The sequence below is a fragment of the Chryseobacterium foetidum genome, from assembly GCF_025457425.1.
GTDB classification, from domain to species: domain Bacteria; phylum Bacteroidota; class Bacteroidia; order Flavobacteriales; family Weeksellaceae; genus Chryseobacterium; species Chryseobacterium foetidum.
The window spans coordinates 2,105,546-2,123,300 of record NZ_JAMXIA010000001.1 but is presented as its reverse complement, the minus strand read 5'-3'; the positions used below and the strand labels follow the sequence as shown (position 1 = coordinate 2,123,300).

Annotated in this window: 21 protein-coding genes; 6 read left to right on the top strand and 15 right to left on the bottom strand. The window is 36.9% G+C overall.

What is annotated here, in order from left to right:
• Positions 1-207: 207 nt before the first annotated feature.
• Together NG809_RS10020 and NG809_RS10015 are read right to left on the bottom strand one after the other, a co-directional pair.
• Positions 208-609 carry an OsmC family protein gene (locus NG809_RS10020; RefSeq protein WP_262150265.1) on the bottom strand — a complete coding sequence of 134 codons (402 nt, stop codon included), beginning with the start codon at positions 607-609 and terminating at the stop codon, positions 208-210.
• Positions 610-639: 30 nt separating this feature from the next.
• Positions 640-1,488, bottom strand: a complete 849-nt coding sequence (locus tag NG809_RS10015) for a hydroxymethylglutaryl-CoA lyase (RefSeq protein WP_262150264.1) — start codon at positions 1,486-1,488, stop codon at positions 640-642.
• A gap of 320 nt (positions 1,489-1,808) precedes the next feature.
• Here NG809_RS10015 and NG809_RS10010 point away from each other — a divergent pair, with 320 nt between their 5' ends.
• Positions 1,809-2,027, top strand: a complete 219-nt coding sequence (locus NG809_RS10010) for a hypothetical protein (RefSeq protein ID WP_056027577.1) — start codon at positions 1,809-1,811, stop codon at positions 2,025-2,027.
• Between the two features lie 133 nt (positions 2,028-2,160).
• On the top strand, positions 2,161-3,408 hold the full coding sequence (gene pepT / locus NG809_RS10005; protein ID WP_262150263.1) for a peptidase T: 1,248 nt from the start codon (positions 2,161-2,163) through the stop codon (positions 3,406-3,408).
• A 54-nt stretch (positions 3,409-3,462) separates the two neighbouring features.
• Here the strand turns inward: pepT and NG809_RS10000 are convergent, their stop codons facing one another.
• The 3 genes from NG809_RS10000 to NG809_RS09990 all read right to left on the bottom strand — a co-directional run bounded on the left by NG809_RS10000 (position 3,463) and on the right by NG809_RS09990 (position 6,397).
• Positions 3,463-4,026, bottom strand: a complete 564-nt coding sequence (locus NG809_RS10000; RefSeq protein ID WP_262150260.1) for a hypothetical protein — start codon at positions 4,024-4,026, stop codon at positions 3,463-3,465.
• 9 nt (positions 4,027-4,035) lie between these two features.
• Positions 4,036-4,425, bottom strand: coding sequence for a DUF1398 domain-containing protein (locus NG809_RS09995; RefSeq protein ID WP_262150258.1), 390 nt, complete (start codon positions 4,423-4,425; stop codon positions 4,036-4,038).
• 175 nt (positions 4,426-4,600) lie between these two features.
• Positions 4,601-6,397: a DUF885 domain-containing protein gene (locus NG809_RS09990; protein WP_262150256.1), complete on the bottom strand. Its 1,797-nt coding sequence runs from the start codon at positions 6,395-6,397 to the stop codon at positions 4,601-4,603.
• 164 nt (positions 6,398-6,561) lie between these two features.
• Here NG809_RS09990 and NG809_RS09985 point away from each other — a divergent pair, with 164 nt between their 5' ends.
• The 4 genes from NG809_RS09985 to NG809_RS09970 all read left to right on the top strand — a co-directional run bounded on the left by NG809_RS09985 (position 6,562) and on the right by NG809_RS09970 (position 9,311).
• Positions 6,562-7,023, top strand: coding sequence for a hypothetical protein (locus NG809_RS09985; protein WP_262150254.1), 462 nt, complete (start codon positions 6,562-6,564; stop codon positions 7,021-7,023).
• Positions 7,024-7,184: 161 nt separating this feature from the next.
• The gene (locus NG809_RS09980) at positions 7,185-7,889 is read left to right on the top strand and encodes a MotA/TolQ/ExbB proton channel family protein (RefSeq protein WP_262150252.1); all 705 of its coding nucleotides are present in this window, start codon (positions 7,185-7,187) and stop codon (positions 7,887-7,889) included.
• 9 nt (positions 7,890-7,898) lie between these two features.
• A complete protein-coding gene (locus tag NG809_RS09975) occupies positions 7,899-8,297 on the top strand; it encodes an ExbD/TolR family protein (protein ID WP_056083282.1) in 399 nt (132 codons plus the stop codon).
• Positions 8,298-8,438: 141 nt separating this feature from the next.
• Positions 8,439-9,311 carry a ferric siderophore ABC transporter substrate-binding protein gene (locus tag NG809_RS09970; protein WP_262150248.1) on the top strand — a complete coding sequence of 291 codons (873 nt, stop codon included), beginning with the start codon at positions 8,439-8,441 and terminating at the stop codon, positions 9,309-9,311.
• A gap of 89 nt (positions 9,312-9,400) precedes the next feature.
• Here NG809_RS09970 and NG809_RS09965 read toward each other — a convergent pair whose 3' ends face one another.
• The 10 genes from NG809_RS09965 to NG809_RS09920 all read right to left on the bottom strand — a co-directional run bounded on the left by NG809_RS09965 (position 9,401) and on the right by NG809_RS09920 (position 17,609).
• Positions 9,401-9,787, bottom strand: a complete 387-nt coding sequence (locus NG809_RS09965; protein ID WP_262150246.1) for a hypothetical protein — start codon at positions 9,785-9,787, stop codon at positions 9,401-9,403.
• Positions 9,788-9,806: 19 nt separating this feature from the next.
• Complete coding sequence (locus tag NG809_RS09960) at positions 9,807-10,541, bottom strand: ATP-grasp domain-containing protein (RefSeq protein WP_262150245.1); 735 nt, start codon at positions 10,539-10,541, stop codon at positions 9,807-9,809.
• Between the two features lie 9 nt (positions 10,542-10,550).
• Positions 10,551-11,954, bottom strand: coding sequence for a nucleoside recognition domain-containing protein (locus NG809_RS09955; RefSeq protein WP_262150243.1), 1,404 nt, complete (start codon positions 11,952-11,954; stop codon positions 10,551-10,553).
• A gap of 120 nt (positions 11,955-12,074) precedes the next feature.
• Positions 12,075-12,587: a DUF6973 domain-containing protein gene (locus tag NG809_RS09950; protein WP_262150241.1), complete on the bottom strand. Its 513-nt coding sequence runs from the start codon at positions 12,585-12,587 to the stop codon at positions 12,075-12,077.
• 144 nt (positions 12,588-12,731) lie between these two features.
• Complete coding sequence (gene accD, locus NG809_RS09945; protein ID WP_262150239.1) at positions 12,732-13,586, bottom strand: acetyl-CoA carboxylase, carboxyltransferase subunit beta; 855 nt, start codon at positions 13,584-13,586, stop codon at positions 12,732-12,734.
• A gap of 103 nt (positions 13,587-13,689) precedes the next feature.
• On the bottom strand, positions 13,690-14,760 hold the full coding sequence (fbaA, locus tag NG809_RS09940) for a class II fructose-bisphosphate aldolase (RefSeq protein ID WP_262150238.1): 1,071 nt from the start codon (positions 14,758-14,760) through the stop codon (positions 13,690-13,692).
• 70 nt (positions 14,761-14,830) lie between these two features.
• Positions 14,831-15,697 carry an NAD kinase gene (locus tag NG809_RS09935; protein ID WP_262150236.1) on the bottom strand — a complete coding sequence of 289 codons (867 nt, stop codon included), beginning with the start codon at positions 15,695-15,697 and terminating at the stop codon, positions 14,831-14,833.
• Position 15,698: 1 nt separating this feature from the next.
• Positions 15,699-16,349: a CBS domain-containing protein gene (locus NG809_RS09930; RefSeq protein WP_262150234.1), complete on the bottom strand. Its 651-nt coding sequence runs from the start codon at positions 16,347-16,349 to the stop codon at positions 15,699-15,701.
• A 251-nt stretch (positions 16,350-16,600) separates the two neighbouring features.
• Entirely contained in the window at positions 16,601-17,035 is a 435-nt protein-coding gene (locus NG809_RS09925) for a hypothetical protein (protein ID WP_262150232.1), read from the bottom strand.
• A gap of 46 nt (positions 17,036-17,081) precedes the next feature.
• Positions 17,082-17,609 carry an RNA methyltransferase gene (locus NG809_RS09920; protein WP_262150231.1) on the bottom strand — a complete coding sequence of 176 codons (528 nt, stop codon included), beginning with the start codon at positions 17,607-17,609 and terminating at the stop codon, positions 17,082-17,084.
• Positions 17,610-17,755 lie beyond the last annotated feature (146 nt).

Genomic DNA, 17,755 nt, shown 5'->3' with positions numbered 1-17,755 from the left:
GTATTTAATCATAAAATCAGCCAGTAATTTTGTCATTCAGTAGGAATCTAAACTGCATAATTTTGAGTGTGTCGGGATTCCTACGGAATGTCAAATAAACTTTTAATGTTATTTGGTTTAATAGTCAAAAGTAGTTGGTGAAATTGCATTGCCGATAAGTACTGACAAATTATACAACTAAAAGACTTAAAACTTAGACTTACTGTTCTATTGGTAAACAAAACTTAACGTCTGCTTCAAATCAGGATGCAGACTTTTCGAAACCGGACAGTTGTAAGCAATTTCTTCAATAGTCTTTTTCTGCTCGTCAGAATACTGATCTTTGAAAATAAACTCGCATTTAATTTCGCTGATTCTTCGTGGATTTGGAGCCATCACTTTTTCAAGATTGCAGTATGCTCCATCGATGTTGATACCTTTGTCTTTACCTAAAATTGCAATAGTTGTAAGAGCACATTCTGCCAGAGAGGTTGCACACATGTCTGTTGGAGAAAACTTTTCTCCTTTCCCGTGATTGTCTGTCGGAGCGTCACTTTCTATGATTGATCCGGATTGTAAGTGTTCTGCGGAACATCTTAAATCTCCAAGGTAGGTTATTTTTGAAGTCATAATTTTTATATTTTTAAATGAGATGATATCTCAAAAATGAAAAACATCTTTCGCTTTATTATAAGCACTTTCAAAATTTAGTAAATTCAGTTTGTGAGCCGCTTTTTCTACGCTCATAAAGTTAATCACCTGCTCAGTCGGCATATTCCCTACCAAATCATCTTTTGCCATCGGGCAACCGCCAATTCCTTTAATTGCAGAATCAAATCTTCTGCAACCTTGATCGTAGGCAGCTTTTAATTTTGTGTAGGAATCTTCATACCGGTTATGAAAATGAGCTCCAAAGTTGATTTCGGCAAACTTTTGAGGAATTTCGCCAAATAACAAATTGATGGTTTCGATAGTTGCAACACCCGTGGTATCAGACAAAAGAATATTTTCGATTCCTATTTCCGAAAATCTTTTAGCCCAGAATTCCACATCCTCCAGTTTCCACATTTCGCCGTAAGGATTGCCGAAAGCCATTGAAAAATAAAGATTCAGACTGCGGTTTTCAGATTTTGTGAGCTCAAGAATTTTCACAATATCCGTGAAAGCTTCTTCCTGACTTTTATTGGTATTCCGGTGCTGAAAAGTTTCAGAAATCGAAAACGGAAAGCCTAAAATATCAACTGACTGATGTTTTAAAGCTTTTTCGGCTCCCCTGAAATTTCCAATAATTGCGGAAACTTTTGTGTTGGAGCGGGATTTATCTATATTTCCTGCAACCTCGGCAGAATCAGCCATTTGAGGAATTGCTTTTGGGGATACAAAGCTAAGACAGTCGAGCACATCAAAACCCACATCCATCAAAGCGTTGATGTAATCTATCTTTTTGGAAGTTGGTATAAATTCTCCCCAGCCTTGCATGGCATCGCGCGGACATTCTGTAAGAAACATTTCTATTTTGATTTTCTCAAATATAATAAAACTAAATAATTTAACTGTCTATTTCGAAATATCATAGAATCGATTGATTTAAAAGCATTTAGAATTCATATTTATATCAGCACATTTTAATTAAAAAGCCTGTTTTCCATTTTAAATTAAACTTAAAATCATTTCTGAAATCTTCAATTAATATTTAAATAAGATTTAGTTTAAGTATTTCAAATCAAAACAAGATTATTGATGATTAAATTTTAATAAATAATTTTAAAATCAAACCGATTTGGTAAAAGAATTGCAATAGACTGAAAAACGTTTAAAACCTTTGCGCCATGAACATTTCCTATTACGATTTCAAGAACTTAGAAAATCAGGATCAGTGCAATTTGGTATTGCACAACGGAAAAATTGTCAACGAAAGAATGATGAAAGACCTGAAATATACTTTGTATGAATTTTCAACCTTCACCGTAGAAGTGATGCACAATCTTTCCAGTGAGAAACTGGCAGTCATTAATGTTTTTCAGAATAGAGCGGCTTATGCGGTCTGACAAGTTTAAATAAGATTTAAAATATAGAGGAGGCAATTTGCTTCCTTTTTTTATTGACATGCAAGCATAATTGAACACATTTTTCGGGCATCCTGATTTTACGTTGTATATTTGTGAAAATTTAAAATCAATAATGAGTACGCTAGAATTTAATCAACTTTGGAAAGACAAATTACTGAACCGTTTTCTGACTTACGTAAAAATATACTCTACCAGCGACGCTGAAAGCGAGACAACACCTTCTACAGAAAGACAGTGGGACATCGCAAAATACATCACTCAGGAACTGAAAAATATTGGCCTTGAAGATGTTTCTATCGACGATCACGGTTACATCATGGGTTACGTTCCATCAAATTTGGAAAATGACAACCAGCCGACTATCGGTTTTATTTCGCATTACGACACTTCGCCGGATTTCAGCGGAGAAAATGTGAAACCTCAGGTTTGGGAAAATTATGACGGAAGTGATCTGGTTTTAAATCAGACCTCAAACTTCACTTTGTCGCCTTCAAAATTTGAAAGTTTAAAAAAATACATCGGTCAGACTTTAATAACCACTGACGGAAATACCCTTCTTGGAGCTGATGACAAGGCAGGTTGCGCGGAAATTGTAACCGCTGCAGAATATCTGATCACTCATCCGGAAATCAAGCACGGAAGAATTGCTGTTGGATTCACGCCTGACGAAGAAATCGGAAGAGGAGCACATAAATTTGATGTTGCCAAATTCGGGGCAGAATTCGCCTACACAATGGATGGTGGCGAAGTGGGCGAACTGGAGTATGAAAATTTCAATGCTGCAGGTGCAGTGGTAAAAATTCACGGATTGAGTGTGCATCCCGGTTATGCTTTCGGAAAAATGGTGAATGCGGCTTTGCTTGCTGCGGAATTTATTCAAATGTTGCCAGCTAATGAAACTCCGGCTACAACGAAAGGTTTTGACGGATTTTATCATTTGATGGATGTAACCGCTGATATTTCTGAGGCTAAACTTCAATACATCATCCGTGATCATGATGAAGAAAAATATGAGGCAAGAAAAAAATTCATGGAAGAAAAAATTGCAGAATTTAATCAAAAACATGGCGAAGGAACGGCTGAAATAGAAATTAAAGAGCAGTACCGTAACATGAAGCAGCAGTTTGAAGGGAAAATGCACATCGTAGATCTTGCCGCAAAAGCAATGAAAGAAGCGGGAATTGAACCAAAAATCAAAGCCATCAGAGGCGGAACCGACGGAGCGCAATTATCTTACATGGGATTGCCTTGTCCGAATATTTTTGCCGGCGGAATCAATTTCCACGGACCTTATGAATATGTGGCGTTGGAAAGTATGATGAAGGCAACTGAAGTGATCGTGAATATTGTGAAGGCATAAATTTTTAACTTACAACATACGAAACCCAGCAAATTTTGCTGGGTTTTTTCTTGATTATTGAGCTGCAGTTTTAAAATAGCCCCGCATCATCTTTGTCAATTCTCCTCCACCAATTACACATTTGTAATCTATGAAACCGAAAATACTGTCTTTCTTTTGATATTCTCTTTTATTCAGTTTCACTATTTGGTATTCAGGTTTTGAGTTGAAAAATTTAATTCCGCCTTTTAAAGTTTTAGGATCATAATCTTTAATGTAAAAATGTCCATTAAAAATTTTTATCAGAACTCCATTACTAATCATTCCGTCATAATTACTTAAAGAAATTCTTAAAGTATCATCTTCTTTTGTTGCCTTACATTTGTAATTATCAAACCTAAGCCAAAAATTTCGATGCCCTGAATTCTGAACTATATAAGCCGTTCTGGTTTTGCTTTCCATTTTTTCCTTTCTGAATAATCTTAGCTCAGGAAATTTTGAAAGCAATTGAATGGTATCATTATGAACTAAATTTTCATCGACAACAACTTTTTCATACGATGAAATCACTTTCTCTTTTTTGTTTTTACAACCCATAAATGCAAGCGAAACAAAAATCAGGAAAAATAATTTCATCATTGTTTGATTTTAATGTGGAATTTCCTCCGTCAAAACCTCATTGCCAGCTTTGTCAAAATAAATGCAGGTAAACTGATCTAGATCAACAATCCACTTCTCGACACCGTTTTCTGCGCAGTCTTTACAGAATTGCATATAATCGGTTCCGCCCTGCTGGTGGATCTTTAACTGCTTTTTAAACTGATCAGCATTAACTGTTTCGTTGATTTCCAAATCATCATATTTCGGTTGTGATTTTGTTTGAAAATCATTTTCGCCAAAGTATTCGGTGTGACTGTCTTTTACCCACGTTGAAAAGTTTTTCACCCCTAAACCTTTGATTTCCTGAATGTATTTTGGGAAATCTGCGCCCGATTTAACTTTGCTGTGAGCTTCTTCAATTTGTGATACTGTAAACATTTGTATTTATTTAAATTAAATTTAGATTTTTCTAAAGGATGGCAAATCTCGTAATTTTAAATAATATTTCTGTGAAAATTTCCGGAATTTTTTATAGGCTTGTCACTGATTGTGCCATCTTCAAAATGTCTGATTTATATTCAAAACATCTACTTTTCGCATAGAATATGAATACCTATTTCTGTTTTTTAGCCCAAAGCGCCATTTTTCTGTTTAAAACATCCAAAGGCAGACAACCCTGACTTAAAACTTCGTCATGAAATTTTGCCAGACTGAATTTTTGACCAAGTTCCTGCTCATATTTTTCTCTCAGCTCACGGATTCTCAGAGAGCCTATCTTATATCCTAAAGCCTGCCCCGGCATCGCCATGTAACGCTCAACTTCCGCCGTGGCTCCTGCCTCATCATAGGCAATGTTGCTCAGAAAATACGCGATCGCCTCTTCCCTGCTCATTTTTCCCGTGTGAAGTGCGGTATCAACAACCAATCTTACTGCACGCAGCATCTGATCGCTTAGGTAGCCCAATTTTTGGTAAGGATCAGTGTAAAGCCCAAATTCGGAACCTAAAGTTTCACAATAGTGAGCCCAGCCTTCGCCGTAAGCTCCGAGCCAGCCGAAACGCATAAATTTAGGCAAATTTGTATTTTCCTGCTGAAGAGAAACCTGATAATGATGCCCCGGAATGGCCTCATGAAGAAAAAGCGATTCCATGCCTGAGGTCACATTAAATTTTGAAGGATCCGGAAGCGGAATATAGAAAATCCCAGGTCTTTCGCCGTCCGGAGTTCCCTGGATATATTCTGCACTTGCACTAGCCTCTCTGAATTTTTCGGTCTGTCTGATTTCAAATTTTGTTTTTGGCGTGACGCTGAACATGGTTTTCAGCTTCGGAGTGATCTTGGCTAAAATCCCGTTGAAGGCCTTCAAAACCTCATCAGAACTTTTATAAGGCATTGCTTTGGGATCATTTTTTACGTGCGTAATAAATTCTTCAAGCGTTCCTGTAAAACCAATTTCCTGTTTTACTTTTTCCATTTCAGAACGGAGCATGGCGACCTGTTGAAGACCGGTTTTGTTGATTTCATCAGGGCTTTGATTGGTCGTCGTCCAGCTTTTTGCATAAAAAGTGTAGATTTTACCGCCATTCGGCAGGCTATTGTAACCATCAGTATCCCTAGCTTTCGGGTAATATTCTTTTTCAAGATAATTCCCTAATTTGGTGTAGGCAGGAATGATATTCTTCGCCACCGATTCGTGGAAAAGTTGGGTAAATTTAGCTTTCGTTTCTTCAGAAAACTCTTTAGGAAACTTTTTCAGCGGGCCATAGAAAATATTTTTTTCTGTGTCTGAGGTGATAATCTCTTCCGCTCTCATCTGTGGAATCATTTTGATGACCAGCTTTTTAGGCAAAACAATTTTAGCATTGATTCCTTCATTAAAATTATGAACCGCTGCATCTGCCCACGCCGGAAACTTTTCCATTCTCTTCAGCCAGTTTTCGTAATCTTTTTCTGTCTCAAAAGGCTGGCTTCCTTCCCCACTTCCCAAAAGCGGAAATGTAAGCGGCAATCCTCCAAACTGCGTAAAAGGAATATATTCAGGATGGAAATTGTAGGCTCCGATCTTATCTTTTAAAGTAAAATCAAGAACATCATAGACCACTTTTTTGTCATCCGGAAGGCTTTCGTAATCTACATTTTCCAGCTGTTTCTGTACCGATGTGTAAAAAGAAACTTCTCCGGAAATAAAATCTTTATCAATATTAATGGGCAACTGGTCGTTATACCTTGGATCTCCCTGCTGTGTTGCTTCCAAAGGATAAAGCTTCAGATACTGCTCATAATAGTTGGCAGCAATAGAATCTATATTTTTCGGGGTGACTTTGGTAAGCGGCGAATCTGTTTTCCGGCAGGAATTAAAAGCAGTTGCAAGGCCAATGCATAAAAGGCTTCCCAATACAATTTTTCGCATGATTAAAGATTTTTATATGAAAACAAATGTACTGATTCTATCGGAAAAGATTTGGTATCTAAAATTTTAAAAATAATTTAAAAAAATTTTTCACATTCAGTCAATTTTCTATCTTTGTTAAAACAATTAACATTCATACCATTACGGATCTTTTCTAAGAAATAATGAAAGGGATTTTAAAAATTTACCACCCGGACGAAACGCTTAAATACAATATCAATCATACTTATTGCAAAGCCGTTTACCTTAATCAGAAACATTTTTTGGAAGTAGAAATCACCACAGATGACAGTTTGGATCATGTGGAAGACGATTCTCTACAATATAACTTTCCTCAGATTTCAATGGAAGTTTTTGATTTTCCGATAGATTCCGGCGAGATTGAAGACAAAACGTTTGCTGTAAACGATTCAGACGAAGAATCCTACACAGAAGTTGATCTTTTTGATGACGAAGATGCTTATCTTTATGATAACGAACTTTGTTTTGAAAAAGACGAAAACGGCGAACTTCAATTGATATGGAAGGGTCATATCGATGATTTCTACACTGGCTCAGACAATCCGCTCCCGTTCAGGCTAAAATGTCTGCTCAAGCAAGATGAGATTGAGATAGACGAAGATTAAATTCAAATAATTTATAGATAAACCACAGCATTTCTCTTCATTCATTTTGAAGGGAAATTTGCTGTTGTTATATTAAAAGCTCATTTTTAAGCATTTTTTAAGATTAATATTGATAATATTCCTTTATTTTTGTCGTTTAAACTACTAAAAAATACAGATTAATGCTTGTAACAGAACTTACTCATGTTTTATTTGCACAGGTCGCAGCACCTGTAGTAACTGCAGAAAGTGCCGAGTTTTCATTTTGGAACATCATGTTTCACGGAGGTGCTTTTGCCAAAATCGTAATGGCAACCGTACTTTTGTTGGGTATATTTTCTGTCTATCTTTTCTTTGAAAGATTTTTCTTTATCAAAAGAGTGACTTCAAAAACAGATTCCAATTTTATGAATAATATTGAGGATTTTGTAAGAAGCGGAAAGATAGATTCTGCATTAGACTACTGTAAAACACAGAATTCGCCGGAAGCAAGAATTTTAGAAAAAGGAATTTCCAGATTGGGAAGACCGGTTTCTGACATTGTAAGCGCCATGGAATCTCAGGCGCAGGTAGAAGTTGCCAACATGGAAAAAAACCTGAATCTTTTGGCAGTAGTACCAAGTATTGCACCGATGCTGGGACTTTTGGGAACGGTAATCGGGATGATTATTGCTTTCTTTAATCTGTCTCACGCTGAAGGCTCATTCTCTCCTAAAACTTTATCTGAAGGTATTTATACGGCTTTGGGACAGACCGCAGTTGGTTTGGCTGTGGCGATTCCGGCTAACTTTGCTTATAACATTCTTTTGACGAGAATTGATAAATTTGTTTTGAATGCTCAGAATATGTCTGGAGAATTTTTGGATATTATCAACAAACCTTTATAATCTTTAAAGATGAAAATTCAAAGAAGAAATAAAGCCAATCCGGAATTCAGTTTAGCAGCGATGACAGATGTTATCCTGCTGATGCTGATATTCTTTATGATTACCTCATCGGCGGCCAATCAAAGCTCGATTGATGTGAAGCTTCCGAAGGCAGATACTGCAACAGACAATACGCCAAATCCGCTTACGGTGACGATCAATGCGGAAGGAAGTTATTTTGTTGATGACAAACCAGTTCCGAGAGAGCAGGTAGAACAGACAATTGTAACCCTTCTGAATTCGAGAGACGGAAAATCTTTTACCATTCGTGCAGACGAGAATACGATGCATAAAGATGTGATTTTTGCCATGGAAATCGCAGAAAAACACAAACTGAACATTGCAATTGCGACGGTGAAGGAAAATTAATTTTACTGATAAAGTTTTAAAAAAGAAAAATCTGATTAAACTTAAATCAATATTATTTAACTAAATTACAATTCAGACATCAAAAAAAGAGTTGAATTTAAATTAAATAATTTAGAAATCTTTTAAGTTAAACAACTGATAATGAGAAGTCATACATTAGACAATAACGAACACAACAAAGACCGGATCAAAAGCGGAATTCTATCGGTTTTGATATGGTCTGCGATTCTGCTGTTTGTTTTTATCTATAAACTTAAGCCTACCGAAGAAGAGAAGAAACCGGAGATTATCACAACGATGCTGGTGAATTTCGGTGACAACAGAAACGGTGACGGTTTTGAAGAACCCGCTCCACAGGAAGGAAGTCAGGCCGCCAAAGCTGATGAAACTACAGCCGAGCCGCTGGAAAGCAAAACCGAAACTAATACAGTTATTAAAACTGAACCGAAAGCGGAAAGCAAAAAAGCCGACGTCAAGGAAAAAGCAGTTTCCGGAAACGACAACCGTAAAGTTGCCAGAAAAGACGATGCAAAAACGAATACGAAACCAGCCAGCAGCCCGGTAAAAAGTAAAACCAAAGGTGGCGCAGTCACTTCCAACAGCAAAACCGGAAACGGAGACGGTCAGGGAAAGAATATTTTTGGTAAATTTTTGTCCGGTAGAGGCGACAAATCTGGTAACCAAGGGGATGGAAAAGGTCCGGGGAATGCAGGAGATCCATTAGGAGGTGACGGAAATGGCGACAGTAAAATAGGAATTGACAGAAGCCTTACCGATTATATTCCCGGAACAATGGGACGTGGAGGTGCTCAGCCAAGCCACAAGTGCACAGCCAGCGGCTCTATCAGAATTTCCTACACTGTGGATAAAGCAGGAAATATTATTTCCGCAAGACGTTCTGGTGGAATTTCAGACCCATGTGTTGTTCAGACATCTGTTGCATGGGTTAAAAAATATGTGAAAGCCGAGAAATCAAGCGTTTCTTCTACCGGAACTTACAATATTACATTCTAAAAATAAAAAGCGCTTGCTCAAGTGCTTTTTCATGTATCAGAAGTTTCTGTAATCTTCTGTTTGTAATCCTTACCCTCTTTCGCAGGAGATTATTTACCTGCAATCTCACTAATTCTGTTAATAACCGGAAGTGCAAAAATGCCGCTGGTCTGTAAATAAAGCTCGTAGAAAGTTTTTGCTTTGTCTAAAAAATCATTATTAGCCAAAACCTTTCCATTGTAATAAAAGAGATTTCCGAGCATTTCGTAGTAATCTTTATGATCTCTTTCCTGTCTTTCTTTTACGATTTCAATCACTTCCTCTTTTGGTTTTGCCGAAAGCTCTTCAAAATCAAACTTAAAAATATCTTTCATCAAAGAATCGAAATCGAGTTCTTTCTGCATTAAACTTTCTTCAGGTTTGTCTAAAATCAGTTTTTCTAAGGCTTGAGATAGCTGGCGGATGAGTCTTAGGGTGAATTCTTTGTCGGTAATCATTGTATGATCTATTTTTGATTTAAAAATTTAGATAATCTTCTGTATGGGTTAGTTCACTCCATCTTGCAGAGAGAAATTTGGCATAGTTTGAAGGTGAAAGCCCATAGGTTCCAAGAGAGTGCCCATCGTTGACTTCAACCAGAATAGTTTCATTGTTTTCATTTACACCAAAATCTAAAGCGTATGCAGCAGGTTGAGTTGTGAAAGCTTCAATTGCGTTTCGCACTGTATTAATATCAATTTTCGTATCCCAATCTCCTTTATATCTTCTTATGTCCAAAATTTCTTTATAACGAATGAAGCATCTCCATTCTGTTTTAAATTCAACAAGTTCTGAACATAAAACTTCAATGTCTTTATCCTCAAAGATTAATCCAACAAAATCTAATTCATTGTTAACTACTTTTCCGGCAAATAATTTTGTTTCTGTTTTTGGTTTTACAAAAATATTCCAATTGCCTTTTTTGTATACTTCATTGATGGTTGATTCCCAAACTTTACGCTTCAAAAATGACAATAATTCTTCAGGATAATCAATTTCTTTATCAGGACGAAGAATGTTTAAGTTTTCAATTCTTTTTCTCACATTTCCGATTCCGCCAACAATTATATCTTCCGGATTTTTATCCACAATCTCGTCAACATCGAAAAATTTTTCCACCTCAAAGCCAAAATTCTTAAAGCCTTCATAAGCGATATAAGCATTGACATTGTAGAATTCTCTTGATTTATCCGTTTGAATATAAACTTTCATCTTAATACTTTAAGCAAAAAACAAATAAGCCAATCCAATCGCAGTAATCACACCCACCAAATCAGCCAAAAGCATAGCAACAACCGTGTATCTCGTATTCTTCACGGCTACGGCTCCAAAATAAACTGCAATCACGTAAAACGTCGTATCTGAACTTCCCTGAAGTACTGCTGCCAGTTTCCCCTGAAAGCTGTCTGCTCCGAATGTTGCCATCGTGTCGACCATCATTCCTCTTGCTCCCGAACCGGATAAAGGTTTAATTAAAGCAGTCGGAAGTCCGTCAACAAATCGTGCATCGAGATTTGCGGCATGGGCAACCCATTTCATTCCATCAATAATTACATCAAAAACACCGGAAGTTCTCAGAAGAGAAATTGCAATCAACATTCCGACTAAATAAGGAATGATTTTTACGCAGGTCCAAAATCCTTCTTTTGCTCCGTCAATAAAGGCGTCAAAAACATTGATTTTTTTGTAAACAGCTCCAAGAACGATGGCTAAAAAGATGAAAAGTATCAAACCATTGCTCAGAACTTTGCTGAAATCATCGAGTTCATCTTTGCTCAGCTGAACCAGATAAACAACCAGAAGACCTATTAATACTGAAATTCCGCCAACATAGGCAAGAACGATGGGTTTTAAAAGATTGATCTTTTGGTATAATGATACGATAATCATTGCCGCCATAGTTGCTGCAAAAGTCGCAATCATGCAGGGAAGGAAAATGTCGGTAGGCGTTTTTGACCCCATCGAGGCCCTGATTGCAATGATGGAAACGGGTATCAAGGTCATTCCTCCAGCGTGAAGGCAGAGGAACATAATCTGCGAGTTGCTCGCTGTGTCTTTATTTGGATTTAAAGTCTGAAGGCTTTCCATGGCTTTTAGTCCGAAAGGTGTAGCAGCATTATCCAAACCTAAGAGATTGGCGCTGAAATTCATCAGCATGTGTCCAAACGCAGGATGGTTTTTTGGAATTTCAGGGAAAAGTCTTGAGAAAAATGGTTGAATAAACCTGCTTAACAAATTAATACCGCCAGCTTTTTCCGCAATACTCATGAATCCCATAAAAAGTGTCATGATTCCAATAAGTCCGATGCAGATTTTAACTGCCGTTTCTGAAGTTCCGATCACGCCATCCGCTTCCTGAACGCGGTAAACTTTTACGTCCTGTTTTAAAGAATCGGTTTTGTAATGAATTCTGTTGTCAGCGAAATCATTTTTCTTCATCAGGCTGTCTCTCACGATTGGAGAAAGTGTACTGATGTTTTGAGTTGCCACCTGTACTGTGTCGCCGCCTTTTCCAACCACCATATCGTTGAAAATGGTTTTGTAGTGGCTTGACGAAATGTATTTTATACTTGCAATGGCAATGGCGATAATAATAAAGGCCGACCAAATTCTGCTGAGAACCATTTGATTAAATTAATTGTTTAAACTTAGTTAAAAAAACTTCAGATTGCAAAAAGGGATGAAATATAATTTCTGTTGACGTGAAGAAATTCCCAGAATGATTGTGAATAGTGAACATAAAAGTTATTTTTCATCCAAATAAACCAACTCGCCTGCAAAATCATCATCCAAACTTTTCAAAACCTTGGCGTTGGCGGTCTTCTTTTGAAGTTCTTCAATAAAGAAATTTTTCTCAAAAAACTGGCGGTGAATTCCAGGTAAAAGTTCCATGAAGTAGTCCATTCCTATTTTGTTGTTGTGGAGATCCATTTTGGTTTCCAAAGGTTCGTTGGGAAATAATTCTTCGTGCAAATCTGTAATTTTTTTGCAGAAATTCAATGCTTTTTCGGGCGAGGAAATTTTGCTGCAGTACATCATGATCAAACAGCACCAAAATGCGTGTCTGAAAGCATTTCCTTCCCCGTTTTTAGATGCCGTTTTAGGATAGAGTTTTTGTGCAATTGAAAATGCTTTTACCGTCGCGTAAAAACTCATGACAGAAAAAAGAGGATGCGGCAAAACGGCCGATGAGAGTTTAAGAATCTTCTTAAAACTCATGCTTTTTATGGTGTTGAAAATTACTTTAAAAGTCCTCATAGGTTGGCTTTGGGCAAATGGCTAATTGCTTTTGGCTTTAAATTAAGCTGTTCAGATTAAAAATTGAGATCTATAAATCTCACCGATATTTAAACAAAAATCTCTCCCGAATAGAGAGAGATTGTATGATGTTTAGTTTAAAACTTAAGCTTTTACGGCTAATAAATTTATTGTTTTGGAAACCATTTCTTTGATCTCGGTTCTTTTCACGATGAAATCTACGAAACCTTTTTCCTGCAAAAATTCTGACGTCTGGAAACCTTCGGGTAAGTCTCTACCAATCGTTTCACGGATAACTCTTGGACCTGCAAATCCGATCAGTGCTTTTGGTTCAGCCATGATAATGTCTGCGGTCATTGCAAAAGATGCGGTAATTCCACCGAAAGTTGGATCACAAAGGTAAGCAATGTATAAAAGTCCTGCTTCTGAAAGCTGAGCCAGTTTCGCCTGTACTTTTGCCAACTGCATCAGAGAATACGTTGCTTCCTGCATTCTCGCACCTCCAGACTGACAGATAATCATGTACGGAAGTCTTTTTTCGATACAGTAATCAATCGCTCTTCTGATTTTTTCACCCATCACAGAGCCCAAAGATCCTCCGATGAACGCAAAATCCATACATGAAACCACCATTTCGGTTCCGTTTACGGTTCCTACTCCGTTTCTGATCGAGTCGGTAAGTTTTGTTTTGGCTTTTACTTCTTTCAGACGGTCGGTGTACGACTTGGTGTCCTTAAAGTTGAGCATGTCTATACTTTCAACATTCGCGTCAAGCTCAGTGAATTTTCCTTCGTCAAAAAGAATACTGAAAAACTCAGCACTTCCGATTCTTACGTGAAATCCGTCTTCAGGAGATACGTAGTTGTTTTTCTTCAGTTCTTCATGTTCCACCACTTTTCCTGACGGAGTCTGATGCCAAAGCCCTTTCGGAACATCTTTTTTCTCGTCGGTGGAAGTGGTAATATTTTGTGCTTTTCTTTTAAACCAGTCGAATGCCATATTGTTGATTTGAAATTATTGATTTGAAATTTGAAATTCGGGTTTATCGGGAAATTTTCATTTCAGACAATCTCAAATTTCAAACCTCAAATCTCAAATTAATTTATTTTAAAGTATTTACGTTATTTAAATCTTCAAATGCCTGAACCAATCTCTTAGAGAAAGTTTCTTCTCCTTTTCTGATCCAAACTCTTGGGTCATAGAATTTTTTGTTCGGCTTTTCTTCGCCTTCAGGGTTACCGATTTGAGTTTTCAGATATTCTACGTTGTTTACCATATAATCTCTGATTCCTTCTGTGTACGCAAACTGAAGATCGGTATCGATATTCATCTTAATTACCCCGTAATCAATCGCTTCTCTGATTTCTTCTAAAGTAGAACCTGAACCACCGTGGAATACGAAATTAATCGGTTTGTCAGCAGTTCCAAACTTCTCCTGAACAAATTTCTGAGAATTATCAAGGATTTTCGGAGTTAAAACTACGTTTCCTGGCTTGTAAACACCGTGTACGTTTCCGAAAGCGGCAGCAATCGTGAAGTTATCAGAAACAGCTTTTAATTTTTCATAGGTATAAGCTACATCCTCAGGTTGAGTGTATAATAAAGAGTTATCAACACCAGAGTTGTCTACACCGTCTTCTTCACCTCCTGTTACACCGATTTCAACTTCAAGAGTCATCTGCATTTTTGCCATTCTTTCGAAATAATGAGCAGAAGTCTCAAGGTTTTCTTCCAAAGACTCTTCAGAAAGATCCAACATGTGAGAAGAGTAAAGAGATTTACCGGTTTGCTTGAAGAATTCTTCGTTAGCATCCATCAAACCGTCGATCCAGGGCAACAGTTTTTTTGCAGCGTGATCGGTATGTAAAATAACTGTAGCTCCGTAAGCTTCAGCCAAAGTATGAATATGTCTTGCTCCAGCGATACCACCTAAAATAGCTGATTTCTGAGCGTCATTGCTTAGTCCTTTTCCAGCGTTGAAAGATGCTCCACCGTTAGAAAACTGAATGATTACAGGTGAGTTTAATTTTGCTGCAGTTTCCATTACTGCGTTCACGTTGCTCGAACCGATTACGTTCACTGCAGGCAATGCAAATTTGTTTTCTTTAGCGTACTGAAAAATATCTGTAACTAACTGACCTGTGGCAACTCCTGCCGGAAAAATTCTGCTCATGTTTACTTTTTATATAAAATTAGGGTATGTTTGAAAAATTCTTGTAAAGGTAATAATTTTTAAGAAATTACTAGTTTCTTTTATCGCGACCCCAAAGTAGCTTCTGGCGGATGGTTTCGTAGAAACTTAAATTGTTCGGCTGCACGAGTAAAATCTGAAATTCTGCTTTTCTGATGATAATTTCCTTATCGGTTTCAATATGAATTAATCTTGAATCCAATGAAAGTGAATATTGTGGTACACGACTTTCCACTTTAAATTTGATCTCTACAGTATCGTTTACAACCAAAGGTCTTACATTTAAATTATGCGGAGCAATGGGAGTAATCACAAAATTTTCGTTGTTTGGAGAAATAATCGGTCCGCCACAACTTAGAGAATAAGCTGTAGAACCCGTTGGCGTAGAAACAATGACGCCGTCGCCCCAGAAAACATTTAGAAATTCATTATTGATATAAGAATCTACCGTCACCATGGATGTCGTTTCTTTTCGGGAAATCGTCACATCATTTAAAGCATACGGGAAAAATTCGTCGGATTTTGGTGAAACCACTTCGATCACCGATCTTCGGCTGGTTTTTACATCACCTTTTAAAATAGAATCGAGTTCTTTGAAGGCTTCCTCTTTGGTAAAACTTGCTAAAAAACCCAGTCTTCCGGTATTTACACCTACGATGGGAATTTCAAGGTCTTCAATGAAAGTCAGGGAATTAACAATCGTTCCGTCGCCTCCGAAAGTGAAGAAAAGATCCACTTTTTTCTCGATAAGATCCTGTTTGTTGCCAAAAGTCTCAAATATTTTTGAAAATTGAAGCGCCTCAGCCATTTCGTCAAACAAAACAGATTTTACGCCTCTGCTTTCCAGTTCAGAAATAAATTTGCTTAAATATAAAAAAGTATCAAGATCTTTTTTCTGAGAATATATGGCTGCCTTCATATTATATTTCGATAAATTTTTGTAAAAAACCTAAGCGGTCTTTGAAGAGGTCTGTTTTCTCATCAGAATAGTATTTTTCTACAATTCGGTAATCATAACGGTCAAAAGTAGCATCGACTGAAGCTAAATTTTCGTTGCTGATTTTAATGGTGATGTGAATAAATTCGTCTGACATAAAACTGATAAACCCGCCGTAGAACTTAGAATTGTTGCTCTCGACAATGTTGGCAATTTCGGTCATTGAATATTTTCTTGCCGGAGTTTCTATCGTTAAAATAGCACCGGTTTCCGAAAACAGAGGGTATTTTGAAAAAGTCTGGAAAACATCATCACAACAGATATAGCCCAGATATTTTTCGTTTTTATTGATCACAGGAATCACGTTGGCATTGAATGTGTAAAACAACCGGATGCTGTCCATGATATTATTATCCTCCAAAATGGCGAAGCGCTCGATCTGATGTTCGAGGTTTTTTAAAGTTCCTTCTTCTTCATAAAGAAAGTCTTTGGCGATGGCTCCGTAAAAGTGGTGTGATTTTTTGATGAAAATATGCGTATATCCAAATGCTTCTAGGGTTTCCCTAGCCGATTCGATGGAGTCAGTCAGATGAAAACACGGAAAATCTTTTGAGATATAGTCCTTGATAAACATTGTGCTAATTTATAAAATTAAAAACGAAACCTTCCTGCTTTATTGCAGTTTTTTTTCATAAAAATAAAAAAAGTGAAATAAAAATTTGCCCGTAAAGAAATTTGAAGTATCTTTGTCGCCTTTCATTTTTACTTTTTATTAGATTTATTTCAAACTGCACTGTCTTTTGACGGACGCAGTTTTTTTATTTTTAGATCATTTGTAAACTCCCGACTCAAAAATCTGTGACTAACAGAATTTACATTAATTTTTCAGCAATCATGATTTTCGTAATTGAGCTGATCCATTTTGTTTTCAAAATTTTCTTTTTCAGTTTTGGTCATGTTAACCTCTTTGAATACGGCTTTAAACTGTTTTTTACCATCGGGGCTCACCCACAATCCTGTAAAGTTTTTGCCCTCTTTCTTCAAAATCAGTACACCGGTAAACCGATATTCTACCATTGCAAATTGATTGGCCTTGTTTTCTGTAATGTCGAGCTGCAACCAATTGCTCACACTATCATATTTATACATCGCGGTATAATGCAAATCTGCCGTACACTCATTGTCCTCACTGATAATAAACATCGTTACGGGCATTTTCCCATCAATACTTCCTTTGTATAAAGTTGACTTTCTGTTTTGCGCAGAACTAAAACTGACGAAAAATAGAAGTACTACGAAAGTGGCTATTGCGTTTTTCATTTAATGAAAATTATTCTTGATTAAATTGATTTACTTAAAAACTGTTTTAAAGTGCTTTTGCAAACTCCCACATCACAATTCCGCCACAGACACTTACATTTAAAGAATGCTTCGTTCCCAACTGTGGAATTTCAATAAAAGAATCAATGTTCTGAAGCGCTTCATCGCTGATTCCTTCTACTTCATTTCCTAAAATGACGGCGTACTTGTTTGTTTTATCGATGGTAAAATCAGTAATCATAGTGCTGTTGGTGGTCTGTTCGATTCCCACCACTTCAAATCCCTGACTTTTTAAATCATTGATTGTGACATTAATATCTGATTCATGTGACCAATCAACACTTTCGGTTGCTCCCAGAGCAGCTTTGTGAATTTCACGGTGTGGCGGCTGAGGAGTAATTCCACATAAAATAATTTTCTGAACCAGAAAAGCATCTGCCGTTCTGAAAGTCGCACCCACATTGTGCATACTTCTGATATTATCCAAAACTACTACCAAAGGAATCTTCTCAACCTTTTTAAAAGTTTCAACATCAATTCTGTTGAGTTCTTCCAGTTTTAATTTATTGACCAAAATAATTTGTTTATTTCTTATTACTATTTACGAATTCTTCTTTCTGAATGGATTTAAAATTCCATTTCAAATTTTTCAGCATTTAAGCTAACATTTACGAAACGCTTCGACAGGCTCAGCGTGACATCTCTAACAAAAAAAGTTTC